15 protein-coding genes are annotated in these 15,566 nt (G+C 72.7%); 8 read left to right on the top strand and 7 right to left on the bottom strand.

Features of this window, described 5'->3' with window-relative positions; genetic code table 11:
- The first annotated feature begins 24 nt into the window (after positions 1-24).
- Both IE178_RS18580 and IE178_RS18585 read left to right on the top strand, forming a co-directional pair.
- Positions 25-255 carry an SCO5555 family protein gene (locus IE178_RS18580; protein WP_184764109.1) on the top strand — a complete coding sequence of 77 codons (231 nt, stop codon included), beginning with the start codon at positions 25-27 and terminating at the stop codon, positions 253-255.
- A gap of 136 nt (positions 256-391) precedes the next feature.
- Complete coding sequence (locus IE178_RS18585) at positions 392-1,024, top strand: HU family DNA-binding protein (RefSeq protein ID WP_184764110.1); 633 nt, start codon at positions 392-394, stop codon at positions 1,022-1,024.
- 88 nt (positions 1,025-1,112) lie between these two features.
- On the opposite strand, the gene IE178_RS18590 is transcribed toward IE178_RS18585, so the two are convergent.
- Positions 1,113-1,316, bottom strand: a complete 204-nt coding sequence (locus IE178_RS18590; RefSeq protein WP_184764111.1) for a hypothetical protein — start codon at positions 1,314-1,316, stop codon at positions 1,113-1,115.
- A gap of 9 nt (positions 1,317-1,325) precedes the next feature.
- Positions 1,326-1,964, bottom strand: coding sequence for a 2-phospho-L-lactate guanylyltransferase (gene cofC / locus IE178_RS18595; protein ID WP_184764112.1), 639 nt, complete (start codon positions 1,962-1,964; stop codon positions 1,326-1,328).
- Between the two features lie 174 nt (positions 1,965-2,138).
- Here cofC and IE178_RS18600 point away from each other — a divergent pair, with 174 nt between their 5' ends.
- The 3 genes from IE178_RS18600 (at position 2,139) to IE178_RS18610 (ending at position 5,198) form a co-directional block, all read left to right on the top strand.
- Positions 2,139-2,951: a lysophospholipid acyltransferase family protein gene (locus IE178_RS18600; RefSeq protein ID WP_184764113.1), complete on the top strand. Its 813-nt coding sequence runs from the start codon at positions 2,139-2,141 to the stop codon at positions 2,949-2,951.
- Positions 2,948-3,958 carry an NAD(P)H-dependent glycerol-3-phosphate dehydrogenase gene (locus IE178_RS18605; protein ID WP_193513093.1) on the top strand — a complete coding sequence of 337 codons (1,011 nt, stop codon included), beginning with the start codon at positions 2,948-2,950 and terminating at the stop codon, positions 3,956-3,958. Before IE178_RS18600 ends, IE178_RS18605 begins: the two co-directional genes overlap by 4 nt.
- Positions 3,959-4,040: 82 nt before the next feature.
- On the top strand, positions 4,041-5,198 hold the full coding sequence (locus IE178_RS18610) for a D-alanine--D-alanine ligase family protein (RefSeq protein WP_184764115.1): 1,158 nt from the start codon (positions 4,041-4,043) through the stop codon (positions 5,196-5,198).
- A 25-nt stretch (positions 5,199-5,223) separates the two neighbouring features.
- Here IE178_RS18610 and IE178_RS18615 read toward each other — a convergent pair whose 3' ends face one another.
- The gene (locus IE178_RS18615; protein WP_184764116.1) at positions 5,224-5,724 is read right to left on the bottom strand and encodes a DUF3515 domain-containing protein; all 501 of its coding nucleotides are present in this window, start codon (positions 5,722-5,724) and stop codon (positions 5,224-5,226) included.
- 20 nt (positions 5,725-5,744) lie between these two features.
- Positions 5,745-5,978 carry an Lrp/AsnC family transcriptional regulator gene (locus IE178_RS18620; protein ID WP_037933238.1) on the bottom strand — a complete coding sequence of 78 codons (234 nt, stop codon included), beginning with the start codon at positions 5,976-5,978 and terminating at the stop codon, positions 5,745-5,747.
- A gap of 206 nt (positions 5,979-6,184) precedes the next feature.
- On the opposite strand from IE178_RS18620, the gene IE178_RS18625 reads away from it, so the two are divergent.
- Together IE178_RS18625 and thiD are read left to right on the top strand one after the other, a co-directional pair.
- Positions 6,185-7,150: a thiamine-phosphate kinase gene (locus tag IE178_RS18625; protein ID WP_184764117.1), complete on the top strand. Its 966-nt coding sequence runs from the start codon at positions 6,185-6,187 to the stop codon at positions 7,148-7,150.
- Positions 7,147-7,965 carry a bifunctional hydroxymethylpyrimidine kinase/phosphomethylpyrimidine kinase gene (gene thiD, locus IE178_RS18630; RefSeq protein WP_193513094.1) on the top strand — a complete coding sequence of 273 codons (819 nt, stop codon included), beginning with the start codon at positions 7,147-7,149 and terminating at the stop codon, positions 7,963-7,965. The genes IE178_RS18625 and thiD overlap by 4 nt, the downstream gene beginning before the upstream one ends.
- Before the next feature lie 245 nt (positions 7,966-8,210).
- Here thiD and rpmB read toward each other — a convergent pair whose 3' ends face one another.
- Complete coding sequence (gene rpmB, locus IE178_RS18635) at positions 8,211-8,396, bottom strand: 50S ribosomal protein L28 (protein WP_003993230.1); 186 nt, start codon at positions 8,394-8,396, stop codon at positions 8,211-8,213.
- Positions 8,397-8,665: 269 nt separating this feature from the next.
- Here rpmB and IE178_RS18640 point away from each other — a divergent pair, with 269 nt between their 5' ends.
- The gene (locus IE178_RS18640) at positions 8,666-10,438 is read left to right on the top strand and encodes a DAK2 domain-containing protein (protein WP_193513095.1); all 1,773 of its coding nucleotides are present in this window, start codon (positions 8,666-8,668) and stop codon (positions 10,436-10,438) included.
- Positions 10,439-10,655: 217 nt separating this feature from the next.
- Here the strand turns inward: IE178_RS18640 and IE178_RS18645 are convergent, their stop codons facing one another.
- Both IE178_RS18645 and IE178_RS18650 read right to left on the bottom strand, forming a co-directional pair.
- Entirely contained in the window at positions 10,656-13,604 is a 2,949-nt protein-coding gene (locus IE178_RS18645) for a tetratricopeptide repeat protein (RefSeq protein WP_193513096.1), read from the bottom strand.
- Positions 13,601-15,472 (bottom strand): HSP90 family protein, encoded by a 1,872-nt coding sequence (locus tag IE178_RS18650; protein ID WP_193513144.1) that lies wholly within the window; start codon positions 15,470-15,472, stop codon positions 13,601-13,603. The genes IE178_RS18645 and IE178_RS18650 overlap by 4 nt, the downstream gene beginning before the upstream one ends.
- Positions 15,473-15,566 lie beyond the last annotated feature (94 nt).

Below are 15,566 nucleotides of genomic sequence, written 5' to 3' on the forward strand. Positions count from 1 at the left end.
CGCCCCAGATGGCACAATCTGTGCATGGAACACGACGGCCAACTCGAGCTCTATACGGCGGTCGCGGTCCAGCTGAAAGAAGCGCATGCAAAGGTGCGCGCACTGCAAGTCCCGGAGGGCGTACGGATGGCGCTGACCCGGAAGCTGCTGGTCATTACGGCCGCGGCCAAACATGATCTCGCCGATGCGGCAAGGCGTCTGGAGCGGTTCATCACGGACCTCGACGAGGGTCGATTCCCCGAAGAGGAACGCTGAACCAGTCGAGACAGTCGAGTTCGTTGCGGCACAAGGGTGATTAGCCCGTTTCGTGTTTGATTTGCGGTATATATCTGCCTAACGTGCGAAAAAGCTTGAACACTTTCGTTCTGGCGATGTCTCCGAAGGGGAAGACGTGAACAAGGCGCAGCTCGTAGAAGCGATTGCCGACAAGGTGGGCGGCCGCCAGCAGGCGGCCGATGCCGTCGATCATGTACTGGACGCCATCGTCCGCGCGGTCGTCTCGGGAGAGCGGGTCTCGGTCACCGGCTTCGGTTCGTTCGAGAAGGTCGACCGCCCGGCCCGCTACGCCCGCAACCCCCAGACGGGCGAGCGGGTTCGGGTCAAGAAGACCTCCGTTCCGCGCTTCCGCGCGGGCCAGGGATTCAAGGACCTGGTGAGCGGCTCCAAGAAGCTGCCGCGCGGCGGTGAGGTCTCGGTCAAGAAGGCGCCCAAGGGCAGCCTGACCGGCGGTGCCGCGGCGACGGTGAAGAAGGCCGCCGCGAAGAAGACGACGGCGAAGAAGGCCGCCACCGGGAAGAAGGCCGCCGCCAAGAAGGCCCCGGCGAAGAAGGCCACCACCAAGACGGCGGCCGCGAAGAAGGCCCCGGCGAAGAAGGCGCCCGCGAAGACCGCGGCGACCACCACGGCGAAGAAGACGACCGCCAAGAAGGCCCCGGCGAAGAAGGCCACGGCCAAGAAGGCGCCCGCCAAGAAGTCGACCGCCCGCACGACCACCGCGAAGAAGACCACCGCCCGCAAGAAGTAGCGGCGGGCGAACGGTTCTCACACGCCGGGCCGGACTCCGTCAGGGAGTCCGGCCCGCGGTGTGTCCGCACGGGCCGGCGTCCGGGTGGTCAGAACGTGTGGAGCGTCACCAGGGTGATCCGGCGGGCCTCGCCCTCGCCCTCGGTCTCGATGCGCACCCGCTGCCCGGGACGCAGCAGCCTCAGGCCCCCCGCGTCGAACGCCGGAGCGTCGAAGGACACCGGGGTGCCGTCGTCCAGGAGCACCTGGCCGCTGCGGCTGACGGGGTCGTACGTGTACGCGGTGGCCTGCATGGCGGCAGCCTACTGCTCCGTTGTCAGCAGCCGCGCGGCGACCGCGGCCGTGTGGGGGCCCACTCCCAGCGCCAGCGCCGCCCGCAGGTCGTCGCCGGTGTCCACGTCCTGTCGTACCGAATCCACCGTCTCCAGGCACAGTTCCACGGCTCCGGACGCCCGGTGGCGGGCCCGGGAATCGGGACCGAAGAGCGGGCGCAATTCCCGGCCCCGGGTCGCGGCCAGCATTGTCGTGCCGAACGCGGCGGCATCGGCGAGAAATGCGCGGGGGAATTCGGCGGCCGTATCGAGAACACGGGCCAGTTCCGCCGGGCGAAGGGCCGGAAGGTCGGCGTTGAGGGCGGCCAGACAAGCCTCGCCCCGGGAGGCGTGCACCACCGTCGCGGCATGCGCGTAAGCCGCGTTCAGGCCGCCGCGCGGCTCGTCGGGGACGATTCCGGCGCCCAACGCGGCCAGCTCGCGGGCGGCCAGGGCGTCGTTCGTGACGACCACCACATCCCGTACCGCCGGGCATTCCAGCGCGGCCGCCACCGTGTCCTGGGCGAAGGCGAGCGCGAGGCCCGGGCGCAGGCCGTCGTCCGCGGTGTCCGAGAGCCTGCTCTTGGCCTGGGCCAGTGGCTTCAGGGGTACCACCAAGGTCCACTGCACGGGTGTTACGTCCCTCCCTTGTCGCGGCCATTGTCACCCGGAGCACCGGGCGGCAGGGGGGCCTGGGCGTACGGTGTTCTCGACAGACCGGTGGCCCGGGGCGACACTTGTGCGGCCCGTCCGGCCTCCGGGTCCGGGCCCTGGGCCTGTCGTTCGGAAGAGGAAGGTGTACTTGTGCCGCGCCGCAGAATCGGCTTCTGGTACCGCTTCGCCGCGGTGATCTGCAAACCGCCGCTGGTGGTTCTGCTCAAGCGGGACTGGCGCGGAATGGAGAACATTCCGGCCGAGGGTGGATTTATCACCGCGGTCAACCACAATTCGCACATCGATCCCTTCGCCTATGCGCACTTTCAGTACAACACCGGACGTGTGCCGCGATTCCTGGCGAAAAGCGGGCTTTTCAACAAGGGATTGGTCGGCGCCGCGATGCGCGGTACCGGGCAGATCCCCGTCTACCGCGAGAGCACGGACGCGCTCAGCGCCTTCCGGGCCGCGATCGACGCCGTGGAGCGCGGCGAATGCGTCGCCTTCTATCCCGAGGGCACCCTCACCCGCGACCCGGACGGCTGGCCCATGACCGGCAAGACCGGCGCCGCGCGGGTCGCCCTGCAGACCAAGTGCCCCGTGATCCCGGTCGCCCAGTGGGGCGCCAACGAGCTGCTGCCGCCGTACGCCAAGAAGCCCAGCCTCCTTCCGCGCAAGACCCACCGGGTGCTGGCGGGGCCGCCGGTCGACCTCGACCGCTTCTACGACCGGGAGATGACCCCGGAACTGCTCAAGGAGGCGACCGAGGCCATCATGGCGGCCGTCACCCGCCAGCTGGAGCACATCCGCGGCGAGAGGGCCCCCGAGACGCCCTACGACCCGCGCCAGGAGCGGATCGAGCAGCGCCGCAGGACGCACGCGCAGCGGCGGCAGGACCGACCGCGGCAGGATCGGACGCGGGGCGGCAGGTCCACCGCGCGGGAAGAGGGGCTGGGCACGTGAGCAAGCCGGTCAAGGCGGCCGTATTCGGTACCGGATCGTGGGGCACGGCGTTCGGCATGGTCCTCGCCGACGCGGGCTGCGACGTCGTGCTGTGGGGACGGCGCCCCGAAGTCGCCGAGGCGGTCAACTCCACCCGCATCAACCCGGAGTATCTGCCCGGCGTCGAACTCCCCGGGAACCTGCGGGCCACCGCGGACGCCGCCGAGGCCGCGCGGGACGCCGACTTCACCGTGCTCGCCGTCCCCTCGCAGACGCTGCGCGGCAACCTCGCCGACTGGGCGCCGCTGCTCGCGCCCGGCACGGTCCTCGTATCGCTGATGAAGGGCGTCGAACTCGGCTCCGCGATGCGGATGAGCGAGGTGATCGAGGACGTCGCCAAGGTGAGCGCCGACCGCGTCGCGGTGGTCACCGGGCCCAACCTGGCCCGTGAGATCGCCGCCCGCATGCCCGCCGCGGCCGTGGTGGCCTGCACCGACGAGTCCGTCGCCCAGCGGCTCCAGACCGCCTGCCACACCCCGTACTTCCGGCCGTACACCAACACCGACGTCGTCGGCTGCGAACTGGGCGGCGCCGTGAAGAACGTGATCGGGCTGGCCGTGGGCATCGCGGACGGCATGGGGCTCGGCGACAACGCCAAGGGCTCGCTCATCACCCGCGGCCTCGCCGAGACCACCCGGCTCGGAGTCGCGCTCGGCGCCGACCCGCTGACCTTCTCCGGACTCGCGGGCCTGGGCGACCTGGTGGCCACCTGCTCCTCGCCGCTGTCACGCAACCACACCTTCGGCACCAACCTCGGCAAGGGCCTGACCCTGGAGGAGACCATCGCGGTCACCAAGCAGACCGCCGAGGGCGTCAAGTCCTGTCAGTCGGTGCTGGATCTGGCCCGCCGGTACGGCGTCGACATGCCGCTGACCGAGACGGTCGTCGCCATCGTGCACGAGGGCAAGCCTCCTGTGGTCGCCGTCGAGGAGCTGATGTCGCGCAGCGCGAAGCCCGAACGACGCTGAGCGACGACCCCCTCCATCCGGCGCACGCGCGGCGTTGCGGGCGCTGTCTCCCGGCCCTACCAACGGGTACTCTCATCGCGATATGAGCACCGAGAACCTCCCCCGAAGCCCCGAGCAGCCGCCTCGCAAGCCGCGTGTGGCCGTCGTGTTCGGCGGGCGCAGCTCCGAACACGGGATCTCCGTGGTCACCGCCGGCGCCGTCCTCAAGGCCATCGACCGGACCAAGTACGACGTCCTGCCGATCGGCATCACCCAGGACGGCCGCTGGGCGCTCACCGCCGACGAGCCGGACCGCATGGCGATCAGCGACCGCCGTACGCCCAGCGTCGATCAGCTCGCCGAGTCGGCGGAGGGCGGTGTGGTGCTCCCCGTCGACCCCGCCAGCCGTGAAGTCGTCTACAGCGAGCCCGGTTCGGTGCCCAAGGCGCTCGGCGAGGTCGACGTGGTCTTCCCGGTGCTGCACGGCCCCTACGGCGAGGACGGCACCCTCCAGGGTCTCCTGGAGCTCTCCGGCGTCCCGTACGTGGGCTCGGGCGTGCTCGCCTCGGCCGTCGGCCAGGACAAGGAGTACATGAAGCGGGTGTTCACCTCCTTCGGGCTCAAGGTCGGCCCGTACGTGGTGATCCGGCCGCGTGAGTGGGAACAGGACGAGGCCGCCGCCCGCAAGAGGATCGTCGACTTCGCCGGCGAGCACGGCTGGCCGCTGTTCGTGAAGCCCGCGCGCGCGGGCTCGTCGATCGGCATCACCAAGGTCGACGACCTCTCCGGTCTGGACGAGGCGATCGCCGAGGCTCAGCGCCACGATCCGAAGATCCTCGTGGAGGCGGCGCTGACGGGCCGCGAGATCGAGTGCGGCGTGCTCGAGTTCGAGGACGGCCCGCGCGCTTCGCTGCCGGCCGAGATCCCGCCGCCCGACACGCACGCGTACTACGACTTCGAGGCCAAGTACATCGACTCCACGCCCGGTATCGTGCCCGCGCCGCTGACCGGCGAGGAGACGGAAGAGGTGCGCAGGCTCGCGGTGGAGGCGTTCGACGCGGCCTCCTGCGAGGGACTGGTCCGCGCGGACTTCTTCCTCACCGAGGACGGGGAGTTCGTGATCAACGAGATCAACACCATGCCCGGCTTCACGCCCATCTCGATGTACCCGCAGATGTGGCAGGCCACCGGGGTGAGCTACCCGGAGCTGGTGGACCGGCTGGTGCAGGCGGCGCTGCGGCGGCCGACCGGGCTGCGCTGAGCCGCGCACCGGCCGTCCCGGGCTTTCAGAAGGCGATCCCTTCGGGGATCGCCTTCTTGACGGCCGGGGCGAGATCGATCAGCACGCCCGTGCTGTCCCGTTGGTCGGTCACCTCGACCTCGACATACGCCTCGCGATTGGCGGTGGTGAAGCGGTACGTGCCGTGGTCCCGCTTCTCCATCAGCCAGTCGACGCCGTTCACCCCGCCCGGCACCGCGTCGGCGTCGCGGCCGTTGGCCACCTTGGGGTCGGCCATCTTCGGGGGTCGCTCGACACCGCACCGCAGTATGATCGCCACGCCGCCCCAGCCCGCGGTCAGTTCGGACGCGGGTGCGGGATCGTCGCGACTCTCACCGTCCACCGTCGCCGGCAGGGCCTTGTCCAGGTTCTGACACAGCTTGGTGACCTTCGCGTCCGGGCTGGGAACCGCCGCGGACGCGCTGTCGTCTGCTGAGGAGCAGCCCGCGGCGGTGATCAGCACCGCGAGTGCGGGCGCAACGGTGTGCCGGTGACGGAAGGAGTTCACCGGCACAGGGTAGACGGGGGCTACAGATGGACGACCGGGCAGGTCAGAGTACGGGTGATGCCGTCCACCTGCTGCACTTTGGCGACCACCATCCGGCCCAGGTCGTCGACGGTGTCGGCCTGGGCGCGCACGATCACGTCGTACGGTCCGGTCACGTCCTCGGCCTGGATGACTCCAGGGATCTTGCCGATCAGCTCGGCGACGGTCGACGCCTTGCCGACCTCCGTCTGGATCAGGATGTACGCCTGTACCACGGAACCTCCAGGGCGGCCACGAGGATCATGTGGGGAAAAGGAACGCCACGGTATCGCGTCGCCGCTCCTCGCGGGGAGACCTGCGGGAACCGGGCCTTGCGCGCCGGGGTACAGGCACGAGAGAAGTTGACGGTCAAGACGACCGTAGCGAGGTCTCGGACGACTCGCGACCGGGCACGGACAGGGACAGAAGGGGCGAAAGGCCGATGAAGGGCACTGTTGGTGAGCTCGGGGAGTTCGGGCTCATCAGGGAGCTCACCTCCCGTCTCACCACCACCCCGGCGGTCCGGGTGGGCCCCGGCGACGACGCCGCGGTGGTCTCCGCGCCCGACCGCAGGGTGGTGGCCAGCACCGACATCCTGCTGGAAGGGCGGCACTTCCGCCGCGACTGGTCCACGGCCTACGACGTCGGCCGCAAGGCCGCCGCGCAGAACCTCGCCGACATCGCCGCCATGGGTGCCGTACCGACCGCGCTGCTGCTCGGTCTCGTCGTCCCCGCGGAACTGCCGGTGACCTGGCCCAGCGAGCTGATGGACGGCCTGCGCGACGAGTGCCAGGTGGCGGGTGCCGCCGTGGTCGGCGGTGACGTCGTACGCGGCGACACGATCATGGTGTCGATCACCGCGCTCGGTGATCTGCGCAACCAGGAGCCCGTCACCCGGGCCGGCGCACAGCCCGGCGACCTCGTCGCGGTGACCGGCTGGCTGGGCTGGTCCGCGGCCGGGCACGCGGTGCTCTCCCGCGGCTTCCGCTCGCCGCGCGCCTTCGTCGAGGCGCACCGGCGCCCCGAGCCGCCGTACCACGCGGGACCGGCCGCCGCCGGGCTGGGCGCGACCGCGATGTGCGACGTGAGCGACGGGCTGATCGCCGACCTCGGGCACATCGCCGAGGCCAGCAAGGTGCGGATCGACGTCCGCTCCGGGGCGATCGACATCCCCTCGCAGATGAACGACATCGGTCAGGCCGTCGGCGTCGACCCCATGCAGTGGGTGCTGACCGGGGGAGAGGACCACGCGATCGTGGCGACCTTCCCGCCGGACGTGAAGCTGCCCGCCCGCTGGAAGGTGATCGGCGAGGTGCTCAACCCCTCGGCGCTGCCCCAGGTGACGGTCGACGGTGCCCCGTGGACGGCCCAGGGCGGCTGGGACCACTTCGCGGACATCGAGTCATGAGCGACCGGGCCGCCCCGCCCAGGGTGCTCACCGTGGCCGGGTCCGACTCGGGCGGCGGCGCGGGCATCCAGGCCGATCTGAAGACAATGCTGGCGCTCGGTGTGCACGGCATGAGCGTGCTCACCGCGGTGACCGCGCAGAACTCCCTGGGTGTGCAGGGTGCCTGGGAGCTGCCCGTGGAGGCGGTGCGGGCCCAGTACCGCAGTGTCGTCGACGACATCGGCGTGCAGGCGGTCAAGACCGGCATGCTGTCCTCCGCCGAACTGGTCGAGACGGTGGCCGACTTGATCGCCGGCACGGACGCGCCGGCGGTCGTCGACCCGGTGGGCGTCTCCAAACACGGGGACCCGCTGCTCGCGGCCTCCGCACTGGACTCCGTACGGACGAGGCTGCTGCCGGTGGCGACCGTGGCCACCCCGAACCTGGACGAGGTGGCACAACTCACGGACATACGGGTCGAATCAGAACGTGATCTGCGCCGGGCGGCTGAGGCGGTGCTGGCGTTCGGACCGCGCTGGGTGGTGATCAAGGGCGGCCATCTCGCGCCGGAGACGGGTCGGGCCGTCGACCTGTTGACGGACGGCACGCGGGAACACTGGCTGCGCGCCCCCAGGTACGACAACCGGCACACGCACGGCACGGGCTGCACGCTCGCGTCGGCGATCGCGTCGGAGCTGGCGAAGGGGCGGTCCGTGCCGGAGGCGGTGACGGCGGCCAAGGAGTACGTCACCGGGGCACTCGCGTCCGGCTTCGCGCTGGGCGCGGGCATCGGCCCGGTGGACCACGGCTGGAACCTCGGCCGGAGGAGCGGCTGAGGCTGCCGACCGCCGTACCCGCGGGCAGTCGTGTCGCGGGGCACATGGGCGGGCGGCGGGGGTACCTCCCGCTCGAGCGGGGCCGAGAGCGGGGGGAGGTGGTCCCGCGAACGCCGGGCCGCGCACCCCACCCCGGACCCGCACGGCAGCCGACGGCTGCCCGGGCACAGCAAAAAGCCGGTCCACACGAGGTGGACCGGCTGGTTGCGGCGAAACCGGCTGTGGCCGCGCGCTCAGCGAAAGCGTCAGCGCGAGACCTTGCCGGCCTTGATGCACGAGGTGCAGGCGTTCACGCGCTTCGGCGTCCCGCCGACCACGGTACGTACACGCTGGATGTTCGGGTTCCAGCGGCGGGACGTACGGCGGTGCGAGTGCGAGATGTTGTTGCCGAAGCCCGGCCCCTTGCCGCAGACGTCGCAGTTGGCAGCCACGGGTCACTCCAAAGACTTCAGATGCACTTACGGTTGACCCCGGCAGGCCGGGATCGGAATTCCGGACTCGGGTGAGCCCTGTGGAATCTGAGTGGCGTTGCCAGGGGGAGAGGCCCGATCGGATCGGGCAACCGGAGCAGCATACAACGGCTGCACCCGTAGAACGAAACTACCATGGCAGCTCAGGGGCCTGCCTCCGGCCCTCTTCCGGTGGGCGGTGCCCCACGGTCTACGCTGCGTGCCACGTCCAGCAGCTCAGGGAGGCGCAGGTGGCGCAGGTGCCGCAGACATTCTTCGATGCTCTCGCGGTGCGTGCCTGGTGCGGTCTCGCGCTCGATGCGCTGGGACGGGCCCGTGAGGAGATCGACGCGATCAACGTCTATCCCGTGGCGGACGGGGACACCGGGACCAATCTCTACCTGACCGTCGAGTCGGCGACCGCGGCGGTGGAGGCGGTGTTCGCGGGGCACGAGGCCGGCGGGGACCAGGGGCCGACGCTGGCCGACGCCGTGCGGGCGATGGCGCACGGGGCGCTGATCGGGGCCCGCGGGAACTCCGGGACGATTCTGGCGCAGCTGTTGCGGGGGATGGCCCAGGTGCTGGCCGGGGACGAGGCCCCGGCCCACGCCGACGGTTCCGGGCTGCGGCTCGCGCTGCGGCACGCGGCCGACTCCGCGCGCCAGGCCGTGGCACACCCCGTCGAGGGCACGGTCCTCACCGTCGCCTCGGCCGCCGCCGACGCGGCCGACGGTGTGCGGGGCGACTGCGGGGCGGTGGCGCGGGCGGCCTACGAGGGGGCCCGCGCGGCCCTCGCCGAGACACCGGCCCTGCTGGCCGTCCTCCGGCGCGCGGGGGTGGTGGACGCGGGCGGCAGGGGACTGGTGGTGGTGCTCGCGGCACTGCTGGAGACGTTCACGGGGGAGGCGCCGCGGGGCCTGCCGGCGGTGGGAGGACCGGGGAGCGGTGCCGTACGTGCCGCCGGTGCGGGGCTCCGTACGCGCGAGGAACAGGTCGGGAGCACGGCCGGGGCGGCGGACGCGGGGGAGGGGCACGCGCGCGTGCGGCCTTGCGCCGGCACCGCGGAGTGGGCGGACGCCGGCGCCGTACCGGTGCCCGCAGGGCCCGCCTTCGAGGTGATCTACCTGCTGGAGGCCGGGGACGCGGACGTCGCGCGGCTGCGGGAGCGGCTCGACGGGCTGGGCGACTCGCTCGTGGTGGTCGGCGGGGACGGGCTGTGGAACGTCCATGTGCACGTCGACGACGCGGGCGCCGCCGTGGAGGCCGGCGTCGAGGCCGGACGGCCGTACCGGATCCGGATCACCCACTTCGGCGCCGGGGACGTCCACACGACGGGGGCCGGGCGGGTGCGGCAGGAACGCGCCGAGCGGGCCGTCGTGGCCGTGGTGCCCGGCGAGGGCCTGGCGGGGCTGTACGCCGAGGCCGGCGCGACCACCGTGCTCGCCCGCCCCGGGGAGTCGCCCGCGAGCGGGGAACTCGTCCAGGCCGTACGGCGTGCGCACGCGCGCGAGGTGGTGCTGCTGCCCAACGACGCGGAGCTGCGCCACACCGCCGCGGCGGCGGCCGAGCAGGCCCGTGCCGAGGGGATCCGGGTCGCCCTCATCCCGACCCGCTCCGCTGTTCAGGGCATCGCGGCGCTCGCGGTGCACGAGCCGGAGCGCCGTTTCGACGAGGACGTGGTGTCGATGACGTCGGCGGCGGGCGCGACGCGCTACGCCGAGGTCACCCTCGCCGAGCGCCAGTCCTGGACCATGGCGGGCATCTGCCAGGCAGGGGACGTCCTCGGCCTGGTCGACGGGGACGTGGCCGTGATCGGTCAGGACCTCACGGCCACCGCCGAGGCCGTCCTCGACCGCATGCTCGCGGCCGGCGGCGAACTGGTCACCCTGGTCCTGGGCGACGGCGCCCCGGAATCCATAGCCGCCCACCTGGAGACCCGGGTGCGTGAGGGTTACCTCGCCGTGGACACGGTGATCTACCACGGCGGCAGACAGGGTGCCCTCCTCCTCATCGGCGTCGAGTGACCCACGGCCCGGGAGGCGGCCGCGTGGCGGGCTCCCGGAATAGCCGCCCATCTGGGAACCCGGGGTGCGTGAGGGCTACCTCGCCGTGGACACGGTGATCTACCACGGCGGCAGACAGGGTGCCCTCCTCCTCATCGGCGTCGAGTGACCCACGGCCCGGGAGGCGGCCGCGTGGCGGGCTCCCGGAGCCGTCCGCGCGGCCGCCTGCCCGCGGGGCTCAGCCCTCGGCGCTCTCCCGCTCCGCCATCAGCCCCAGCAGGTGTTCCGCCTCAGCGCGCCGGGTCCGGGCGGTCTCGTCCTCCTCGGGCGCGTCCTCGTACGCCGCCAGTACGCCACGCGCGCGTGCCGCCGCCGCGGTGGGCCGGTCCAGGTCGGCCTCCAGCCAGGCCGCGGCGAGCTCCGCCTGGACGCGGTCGTGCAGCGCGTCCGGGCCGAGGACGCCGAACGCGTCGATCGCGCGGTCCAGCACGGACACCGCCTCCTCGGCCGCCTCGCCGCCCCGGCCGGACCCGCCCGCCGACCGGACCAGCAGGTCCGCGAGCTGGCGGAGCGTGTCGCCGAGCTCGGCGACGAGCCGCACGCGTGTCTCGTCGTCCGCGGCCGCCTCGCGCGCCGCCTGGCACTCCTCGACCGCGTTCGTCATCAGCGCGCGTGCCGCGTCCAGGCCGTCCCGCTCGCGCAGCGCGAGCCACGCGCGGGCGCGCAGCGAGCGGACCAGCCCCGGCACGTCGCCGACCGTGCGCCACAACTCGCTCGCGCGCGCGTACGCCCGTGCCGCCTCGTCGGGAAGGTCCGCCCTCTCGAGGCTGGACGCGGCCATGTGGGCCAGCACGGCGTGGTCCCGCTGCTCGGGCCAGTGCCGGGCGATCTCCGCGGCCTGCAACCGCCGCTCGGCCGCCGCACGGTGCTCCGCCAGCTCACCGAGGCAGTCCCCGAGCCACCACAGGGTCTGGACGACCGCCCCGTCGCCGTGCGTCTCGGCGGTGATGTCCGCCAGCGCGGACTCCAGCACCTCCGCCGCCTCGGCCCACCGCCCCTGCCGCAGCAGATACCCGCCGAGCCGATGCCGCGCCCAGGCGCCCAGCGCGGGGCCCTCGCCCGCCTCGTCGGCCCAGTGCGCCGCCTCCAGGGCGTGCTCGGCCGCCTCCCGCACGCGTTCGTGCCCCTCCGCGATCTCGGCGAGCTGGAGATGCAGCTGCGCCCGTCCGGCGGGCTCCAGATACGGTCCGCCGTGCTCCAGGGCCGCCCGCAGTGCCCGTTCCGCTCCGGTCACGTCGCCGAGATGGTGGGCGAGCTGGGCCAGCCGGACCTCGTACTCCACCGCGAACCACGGCAGTCCCGCCGCGACGAACTCCTCGGCGGCCCGCGCGAACAGCTCCGCCGCCCGCTCCACGTCGCCGTAGCCCGCCAGCTCCCCGGACAGGGCGTGTGCCTCGGCGGCCCGCGCGGCGAGCCGTACGTCCTCGCCGGTGTGCTCCTCGACGAGCGCCAGCACCGCGCGTACGGCGGTCTCGGCGTCGGCGAGGACCGCCTCCCCGGGCGCCTCCTCGGCCGCGTGCACCCGCCGCATCAGGATCCGCGCCCGCGCCATCAGCACCGACGCCGTCTGCCGTATCCCCGTGCCGCCCCCGGCGTACAGCGCGAGGACCTCCTCGTACGGTCCGGCGACCGCCGCGAGCGCCTCGTCCACCTCGCCCGCCAGCGCACGGACGTACGCCCCACGCGCGCGTGCCGCCAGGGCCTCCCCGGGGTCGCCCGCCTCCGTGTACAGCTCGGCGGCCCGCTCGAAGAGGTCCGCGCCCCCGGGGCCCAGGCCCATCGCCTCGTGGTCGGCGATCTCCGCGCGGTCGCGGGCCTCGAGCGCGAAGCCCTCCGTGGCCCCGGCCGCCCGCGCCACCGCCGCCCACGCCTCGACGGCGTGCGGCTGCAGGGTGTCCGACAGCCGCCGCGCCTCGGCGAGCAGCTCGGACATGCCCGGCTCGCCGGCCGCCGTACCCGCTGCCCGCGGCGGCCCGCCGACCCGCACCGCGGGCCGCCGCGCCGGGACCGCGCCCGCCGTCCGCACACCCAGCGGCAGCCGCTCCACCAGCGGACGCCGCGCCATGCGGGCGCGTGCCCGCTCGCTGACGTGTGGGGTCTTGTTGCGCGCGTCGAAGCGTGCCGCCAGGGTGAGCGCCTCGGTGCGCGCGTGCGCTCCGAGTTCCGTCGCGGTCCATGTCCGGCCGGCCGGACCGGGCACCTGCTGTCCGCCAAGCCCGAGTTCGGCCAGCCGGTCCATCAGCAGCGTCACCACACTCAGGAAGTCCAGCTTGCTGCGCGGATGCCCCTCGTCCGTGAAGTACGCCGGACGCTCCGCGAGCAGCTCCAGGGCGCGCGCCTCGTTCCCGGTCAGCGCGCAGAACTCCACGTGGTCCGCGTACGCGCCCCGCATGCTCTCCATGGGCCGAACCAGCCGGAAGCCGCGCAGATGGTACGCGCGCGCCTCGTCCGCGCGGCCCAGCCGCAGCAGCGGCACCAGGGAGGACGCGAGCACCGTGTGCGGCTCGTGGGCGCAGGTGAACTCGCCCTCCAGAACCGGCCGCCACAGCTCGAGAGCCTCCTCGTCCCGGCCGCGCTCCGCCTGCCACCGGCCCTGCCCGTGCAGCTCGCACGCGTGGCAGTCGGCCATGGAGTCCCGGTCGGCGGCCAGCCAGGCGGCGTACGCCCGCTCGGCCCGTCCGGCGTCCCCGATGTGCGCCGCCACGCTGAACTCGGCGCTGCGCACCGCACGTTCGGAGTGACCGGCGAGCCGGTAACGGTGCTCCATCTCGCCGAGCCACTTCTCGATCGAGGCGAGCGGGATGTGCGGCTGGTCCAGCATGCCGGCCGACATCCACTTGAACACCCAGTGCAGCGAGTGCGTCTCGTACTCGTCGAAGTCCTCGGGCCGCTCGTCCCACATGCGCAGCAGCCGCGCGAAGGGGACGAACATCTTCGCCTTCTCGGAGCTGTAGTTGTAGACCTTCAACTGGTGCCCCAGCGCCTCGATCACGGCGAGCGGGATGTCCAGCTTCTCCGCCTCCAGCAGCAGGTGCTCCGCGCGGGCGTTGCGGGCCGGACCCTCCGGCTGCTCGGAGTTCTCCGCCATCGCCTGGCGCAAGGTGTCGAAATCCGTGATCCCGCTCATCGGTGACCGCCCCCCGCGGTGTCGTCGTCGGCGTGGGTGGCCCACTCCAGCAGGCCCATGAACGCCCGGTTCAGCAGCGCCGAGTCGGCCGGCCGGAGCGGCCGGTGCGCCATGAGCAGCGCCTGCCCGTACAGGGACTCCGTGGCGGTGCCGATCAGCTCGCGGTCGCCCAGCGAGCTGATCCGCCGGACCAGCGGGTTGAGATGGTTGAGCACCAGACGCGCGCGGGGGGCACTGCCGCGCAGCGAGCCGAGGATCCCGGCCCACAGGTCGTCGGCCTGCTCCTCGGCCTCGGCCCGGGCCTGCTCGTGCCGGGCCTCCCGGTCGTCCAGATGCAGCGCGGGCACCGACAGCGGGTGGAAGGAACGCAGGACGACGTCACAGCCCAGCGGGTCCAGCTTGGCCCGCGCGGCGGCCAGGAAGCCGGACAGGGCCAGTTCCTCCGCCGCGTCGACCGCGTCCAGGTGGGCGGTCACGGTGTCCGCGTCCAGTTCGGCGACCGCCGTGCCCGGCCGCACCGTGGGCAACGCCTCGACCAGCTCGCTGTCGTAGGTGTAACCGCCGTTGACCACACCGATGCCCTGCGCGGACGCGATCGGCGCGACCTGCCGGTACTCCTCGACCGTCCGCGTGAAGTGCACCACCGGGTGCCGCTGCGCGAACTCCTCCAGGGACAGCCGCCCGTCGGTGGTCTCGAACGGCAGCCACGGCAGCATGGTGCGCAGCATCTCCCGGTCGTGCCGCGCCAGCGACTTCACGCCCAGGTAGTGCACGGACAGGAACGCGGCCAGCCGCTCCGGATCACCGGCGGCCAGAGCCGTCAGCCAGCCGCGGATCCGCTCGCCCAGCGCCTCCCGCACCCCGGCCAGCGTCTCGTCCTCGTACAGCGACTCGCGCGACGCCGTGGGCCGCAGACTGTCGGTGTCCAGGACACAGCGCACGAAGAACGCCCAGTCGGGCAGCAGCTGCTCCGCCCGCTCGGTCAGCAGCATGCCCTTCAGATGCACCCGGTGGCCCGCGCGCTGCGCCGGACTGACCGCCGACGGCAGCACGTACGCCACCCCGCGGATCCCGGCCAGCGGCACGTCCAGGTCGATCGTGTCCAGCGGAGTGAATCCGAACAGGTCGTGACAGTGCCGCGCCAGCGCCACCCTGCGCGCCGCCGGGCTCGGATACGGCCTGTCCCACGGCGCGGGCAGTTCGGTGACCGCCACCTCACCCACCCGCACGTCGTACGGCAGCAGCGAGCCGAAGTCCCGGGCCAGCGACAGCACCCGGTCCTCGGCCAGCCACTCGGCCGCCCCCGCCCGCGCCACCAGGTGCACCGTGGTGCCCGGTGCGGGCCGCGCCTCGTCCGGCAGCGTCCGCACGGTGTACGAACCGTCGTCGCGGGCCGTCCACTCCACGGGCGGCGCGTCGGGCGTACGGGCGCTGCGGCTGACGACGCGGATCCGCTCGGCGACCACGAAACAGGCCAGCAGGCCGATGCCGAACTGCCCGAGGAAGTCCGAACGGGCCTCCTGCAGCCCCTCCGCGCGCTTGGAACTGCGCCCGATGGTCGCGAGCAGGCTGTGCACGTCCGTCTCGGTGAGCCCCACGCCGGTGTCCTCCACCCGCAGGGAGCCCGCGTCCACGGACAACCGCACCCGGGCCGGGGCGTCCGGCTCCTCGGCACGTCGGGCGGTGATGGCGTCCACGGCGTTCTGCAGCAGCTCGCGCAGATAGACCCTGGGACTGGAGTAGAGGTGATGGGAGAGCAGGTCGACCAGACCACGCAGGTCGACCTGGAACGTATGAGGTGACTGGGATGACTGAGGTGCCTGGGAGGCCTCGGAAGCCTCTGAGCTCTGAGAGGTGTGGGAGTCCATCGTCACGGCGCCGGTGGGGGGACTCGCGACGGCGCGGGGTCGGGCGGTCCCGGTGAGGCGGTGACCGCGAAAGGAGCCGGAGCGCGTCATCCTA

The organism is Streptomyces griseoloalbus, assembly GCA_014650015.1.
In the GTDB taxonomy this organism is placed as follows: Bacteria; Actinomycetota; Actinomycetes; order Streptomycetales; family Streptomycetaceae; genus Streptomyces; species Streptomyces griseoloalbus.

What these genes read in the sequence shown, in the direction of transcription:
- IE178_RS18625 (WP_184764117.1), top strand. Translation starts at nt 6,185, where the DNA reads ATGAAGGGCACTGTTGGTGAGCTCGGGGAGTTCGGGCTCATCAGGGAG.
- IE178_RS18610 (WP_184764115.1), top strand. Translation starts at nt 4,041, where the DNA reads ATGAGCACCGAGAACCTCCCCCGAAGCCCCGAGCAGCCGCCTCGCAAG.
- IE178_RS18645 (WP_193513096.1), bottom strand. Translation starts at nt 13,604, where the DNA reads ATGAGCGGGATCACGGATTTCGACACCTTGCGCCAGGCGATGGCGGAG.
- thiD (WP_193513094.1), top strand. Translation starts at nt 7,147, where the DNA reads ATGAGCGACCGGGCCGCCCCGCCCAGGGTGCTCACCGTGGCCGGGTCC.
- IE178_RS18590 (WP_184764111.1), bottom strand. Translation starts at nt 1,316, where the DNA reads ATGCAGGCCACCGCGTACACGTACGACCCCGTCAGCCGCAGCGGCCAG.
- IE178_RS18580 (WP_184764109.1), top strand. Translation starts at nt 25, where the DNA reads ATGGAACACGACGGCCAACTCGAGCTCTATACGGCGGTCGCGGTCCAG.
- IE178_RS18650 (WP_193513144.1), bottom strand. Translation starts at nt 15,472, where the DNA reads ATGGACTCCCACACCTCTCAGAGCTCAGAGGCTTCCGAGGCCTCCCAG.